The 4,852-nt window shown below is 61.1% G+C and carries 5 protein-coding genes; 2 read left to right on the top strand and 3 right to left on the bottom strand.

Going from position 1 to position 4,852, the window contains the following annotated elements:
• Window positions 1-1,206: MGH1-like glycoside hydrolase domain-containing protein (locus AC1DT3_RS12190; RefSeq protein WP_477465516.1), on the top strand; the 1,206-nt coding region annotated here is incomplete at its 5' end.
• Window positions 1,207-1,210: 4 nt separating this feature from the next.
• Here the strand turns inward: AC1DT3_RS12190 and AC1DT3_RS12185 are convergent.
• Window positions 1,211-2,710, bottom strand: a complete 1,500-nt coding sequence (locus tag AC1DT3_RS12185; RefSeq protein ID WP_477465515.1) for an MFS transporter — start codon at window positions 2,708-2,710, stop codon at window positions 1,211-1,213.
• Window positions 2,711-2,802: 92 nt separating this feature from the next.
• Between AC1DT3_RS12185 and AC1DT3_RS12180 the strand changes: the two genes are divergently transcribed.
• Complete coding sequence (locus AC1DT3_RS12180; RefSeq protein ID WP_477465514.1) at window positions 2,803-3,600, top strand: extensin-like domain-containing protein; 798 nt, start codon at window positions 2,803-2,805, stop codon at window positions 3,598-3,600.
• A gap of 31 nt (window positions 3,601-3,631) precedes the next feature.
• Here AC1DT3_RS12180 and AC1DT3_RS12175 read toward each other — a convergent pair whose 3' ends face one another.
• Window positions 3,632-4,498 (bottom strand): aldose 1-epimerase family protein, encoded by an 867-nt coding sequence (locus AC1DT3_RS12175; protein WP_477465513.1) that lies wholly within the window; start codon window positions 4,496-4,498, stop codon window positions 3,632-3,634.
• A partial coding sequence (locus tag AC1DT3_RS12170) for an FAD-linked oxidase C-terminal domain-containing protein (protein ID WP_477465512.1) occupies window positions 4,495-4,852 on the bottom strand: 358 nt, incomplete at its 5' end. The genes AC1DT3_RS12170 and AC1DT3_RS12175, both read right to left, overlap by 4 nt.

The following is a 4,852-nucleotide window of genomic DNA, read 5'->3' as shown; positions in this document are numbered from 1 at the left end:
GATCGTCTTTATCCGTTTCAGTGGAATTGGGATTCCGCGTTCGTCGCGATGGGTTTCGCCACTTTCGACATCGATCGTGCCTATCGCGAACTCGAGCGTCTCGTGGAGGGCCAGTGGGCGGACGGGATGATCCCGCACATCGTCTTTCACCAACCGAGCGATACCTATTTCCCGGGGTCGGACGTCTGGCAAACGACCCACACGGTTCCGACATCGGGCATCACRCAGCCGCCGGTGTTCGGCATGGCGCTGCGCAATGTCCACGAAGCTGCGGTAAGGGCGGGCTATACGGGTGCCGACAAGCGAACAGGCGCGTTGCTGAACGCAGCGATTCGCTCTCACCGCTGGTGGCTCACGGCGCGTGATCCGGACGGTCTTGGTCTTGTGTCGATTCTTCATCCTTGGGAAAGCGGAAGCGACAATTCTCCCGCCTGGGACGAGGCGTTGGCGCGCGTGCCGACATCGACGACGACGGAGATCCGCCGGAAGGATTTGGGTCACGTCGACGCTTCGATGCGGCCGCGTGACGTGGACTATCAGCGCTTCATCCATCTCGTGGACACGTATCGCGCGTGCGGATGGGACCCTGAGAAGCAATGGAAGGCGGCGCCCTTCAAGGTCGCCGACGTTCAGATGACGGGGATTCTTGCCCGTGCCACGGCCGATTTGATGGCGATTGCCGCAGGCCTCAACCGACCCGAGGACATTGCCGAATTGAGGACGATGAAGGATCGCCTCGAAGGCGGTCTTGCCGGCCGGTGGCGCCAGGATCTTCGCCGTTTCGTCTCTCTCGATCTTATTTCCGGCCAAGATATCGAGGCTCCGACGCAAGCAGGCTTCATCCCCCTCATCGCCGTTGTGCTCGGTGCGGAGCAGAAAGCAGCTGTCGCTGCCGAGATTTCACGCTGGTGCGAAGGTATGGTCGTCGGCGTTCCCTCCACGGCGCCTTTTTCGCCGCTCTTCGAGCCCAAACGCTATTGGCGTGGCCCGGTCTGGGCGGTGGTCAATTGGCTCATCGCAGATGGCCTGCGCACGAATGGTCTCATCGATCTGGCGAAATCCGTCGAGGGGGGGACGGTGAAAGCGATGGAGCGCGCCGGCTTCTGCGAGTATTTCGACCCGACCACGGGGGAAGGACTCGGCGGCGATACGTTCTCCTGGACCGCGGCGGCGTATCTTGTGTTGAGCGGGCGCGCTACGGCATGACAGCTTAATTTTCAGGGCGCGGGGCGGTCGACCGATAGCCGAAATATGCGCTGGCGAGGGCGGCCGCGGCGCAGATGAGGGTGACCAGACCAAAGCCGTGAATCATCGCACGCGAATACATTTCGAAGACGGACCCGTCGGGCGTTGCTACACCCGCAATCGATGCAGATGGCCGCGCGCCAAACGTCATTTGCGCGAAAAGAGCAGCGATTCGTGGATCGCTCGACGTCGCGGTGTGCTGAAAACCGAGCGTTGCGACCGCGCCGAGGCCGGCGACCGCGATCAGACCCGCAACGCGGGATATGGCGTTATTGATCCCCGAGGCGACACCGATGCGCTCATCGGGAACGGCGTTCATGATGCTCGTGGAAAGGGGAGCGACGGTAATACCCATGCCGAGGCCCATGAGAACCATGACGGGAATGATTGCGAACCAATAATCGCCATTTGCAACGGCCGGGGCGAGGAGAGCGAAGCTCACCCCCGTCACTGCCGGTCCGACGGTCAGGAGAAGTCGCACGCCGAAACGGTCGGCAAGGATCCCGCCCATTCGGGAAAGCAACGCCATGACGATCGTGAAAGGCAGAAAAAMCGAACCTGCCCGTGCCGCTGAGTAGCCGTGTGCCTCGATCAGGGTCGCCGGCATGAAGAACAACGCGCCCATGAGAGCAAAATAGAGCAGCAAGGTGAGAATGTTCACGCCAGCGAACGTCGGAGACCTAAACAGCACCAACGGCATCATGGGTGAGCGCGCTCGCGATTCGTGGAAGACGAAGGCGGCGAGGAGGCTGCCTCCGAGCGCGATGAACACGAACGCCTCGGCGCGCCCGGTGGTCGGCTCGCCAAGTGCCGTCAGGCCATAGGCCACGACACCGAGGCCTGCCACCGCCAGGACGCCTCCCAGCCAATCCATACCGGCCTCGGCGGATATCCGGCTCTCGGGCACGTGTCTCCAACACAACCAGATTGCCGATGCGGCGATGGGAATATTGATCCAGAAGATCGCTTGCCACGGCCCGATGTCGATGAGCCAACCTCCCAGGATCGGCCCGAGAGCCGCAGCGATCCCGGACGCCGCCGCCCACGTACCGATCGCCTTCCCGCGCTCATTGGGTGGAAAGTTGGCGCTGATGAGCGCCAGCGAACCCGGAATCATCAGCGCGCCGCCAACGCCCTGAATCGATCGGGCGGCGATCAGCATCGGAGCCGATTGAGACAACCCGCACCAGGCCGATGCAAGGCCGAAAAGCGCGATTCCGAGCATGAAGACGCGTTTGAGGCCATAGGCATCGCCCGCAGCACCGCCCAACAGGAGGAAGGCGGACAACGTGAGCGCATAGGCGTTGGTGATCCACTGGACCTGCGAGAGCGAGGCATTCAAACTTTCACGCATCTGAGGCACCGCGACCGTCACCACGGCGCCATCGATAAAGGCGAGGCTGGAGGCCAAAATCGCCGTCCAGACGATGTAGGATCGGGCGGTGCCCTCGCTGGTGGCGCTCATGACAGGTCCTTCGACGTACGATCCATCGTAACGTGATTTCCGGCGGGAAGGACAGTCGGCGTTCTGACGGCAAACCCTGTCCAAGAGCGACGATGGCTCTATATCGACACGACGGTATGACGCGAGGATCCGTGACGATACTGCGAGTGACGGCCATAACCCTTTTCGCAGGCTGCCTCTTTGGGGGAGCTGACGTCTCGGCGGAACAACCTCAGCCACCTCCGCCGCTGCCTCCTTCCCGTCCGACAAATGGACCGCAATCTTCGCCTGTTGCGTCCCCCCCGGAGTCGCCGCCGCCGGCAGTGAAGTCGGACGAAGTCGTTTCAGCGGATTCAACTTGTTTCGATCGTTTGCGAAGTGCGGGTTTCGATGTTGAACATGCCGAAACGCCACATACGTCCAATGGGCAATGCGCCATCGACACGCCCGTAAAGATCAAATCCGTTCCCGCTCGCCAGCTCGGATTGGAGGCGAATGTGATCTTGAAGGAGCAACCTATTTTGGCTTGCCGGTTCGCAGAGAATTTCGGGCGGTGGGTAGGCGATCTGGCGGCGCCTGTGATGAAGGGAGGCCTGAACACCGAACTGAAGGCTGTGCGAACCGGTCCCGGGTTCGAGTGCCGTAACCGCGCATCGGGCGGAAAGCTATCTGCTCATGCGGAAGGGCTCGCCATCGACATATCGGGCTTCGAGTTTTCGAATGGTACGGCGCTCRGCATCAAGCTCGACAACAACGAGCGCGACAAATCAGTTCTCGCTGCGGTCCGGACAGCCGCTTGTGGCTGGTTCACGACGGTTCTCGGCCCAGGTTCCAATGCCGACCACAGCGATCATCTTCACGTCGACATCCAAAAGCACGGCTCGAGCGATCGCTACCGGATCTGCGAGTAGCGAAGAACCGTCAGCCAGAACCCGGATAGCCTCATTCCGCTCCGAACGTCGTTCGCATGGAGAGCGACGTGCTTCGCCCGGGTTCAAGGGAAATGACGCCGCGGCGCTTCTCCAAAGGCTCTTGCACGCCCGCTGGCGCCGGAAGGCCGTGCCAAGGCTCGATACACAAGAAGGGGGCGCCGGGTTTCGTCCACAGGCCGAGCTGAGGCATTTCGGCGAAGTCCACCTTGATGCCCGGAATTCCTTCGGCCCCATACCATAGGCCATCGCCCGCATCGGCATCGAAGATCAGCGCGCCATTCTCGAACAGCGCAGGTGCGAGCGTCAGCATGCCTCGATCGAAAGGAGACGGAGCGCTCCCGGGTTTCAACAAGGCATCGGCATCGATTTGGAGAAGTGCTGGGTCCTGTCGGTTGTCCAAACGCACTATGTGAGGGCTGCCTTCCGCTCCTGGCAGCGGCCACGCGAAAGCCGGATGAAAGCCAAAGCAGAATGGCATTGTTCGGTCATCGCGATTCGTCACGCTTGCTTCGGCGGACAGCGTTTTTCCAATCAACTCAAATGAGAGTTCGAGTTCGAAGGCGAACGGAAAGGACCGGCGCGTAGCCGTGCTATCGCGCATGCGCATTGCACAACGGGTGTCCGATGTTTCAACGACTTCGAAGTCGGTCACTCGCGCAAAGCCATGGCCGTCCATCGGGTAGGAACGTCCCTCGATCGAAGCTTGCCCCTTGGGGCTCTTGCCGATCACGGGAAACAGGATCGGTGCTCGTCCGGACCAAAATGCGGGGTCCCCGTGCCACAACCAGGAACGCCCGTCCGCGCTCGTCACCGATTGCAGCTCGGCGCCCAAAGGTGAGATCTCGACGGTGAGATCCGTGTTGGCGATGGTGATCATGAAGGGTCTCCGGAGGAGCGGTTCGTCGGACAATGAGGGTTGGGAAGGAACAGGACACCGGGATTAAGTATGCCCGAAGGGTCGAACACATTCTTGATCCCACGCATGACCTTCAGTTCGTAAGGATCAGCCGAATTTGAATACGCGCTGCGCCCCGATCGGCCAATACCATGCTCGGCGGAAATGCTCCCCCCGAACGAGGTGACGACGTCGTAGACGATCGCGTTCACTTTCTGGGCGGTGTCTTCGTACACCCCGCTGGTCAAGAATGCGTCGCGAGAGAAAAGYACGATTACATGCATGTTTCCGTCGCCCACATGACCGACAAAAAGCGTCTGCGCCTGGAAATTCAGG

The organism is Microvirga sp. P4_G7 (assembly GCF_056401005.1).
The sequence above is the reverse complement of the archived record's forward strand: the minus strand, read 5'-3'. Positions and strand labels throughout refer to the sequence as shown.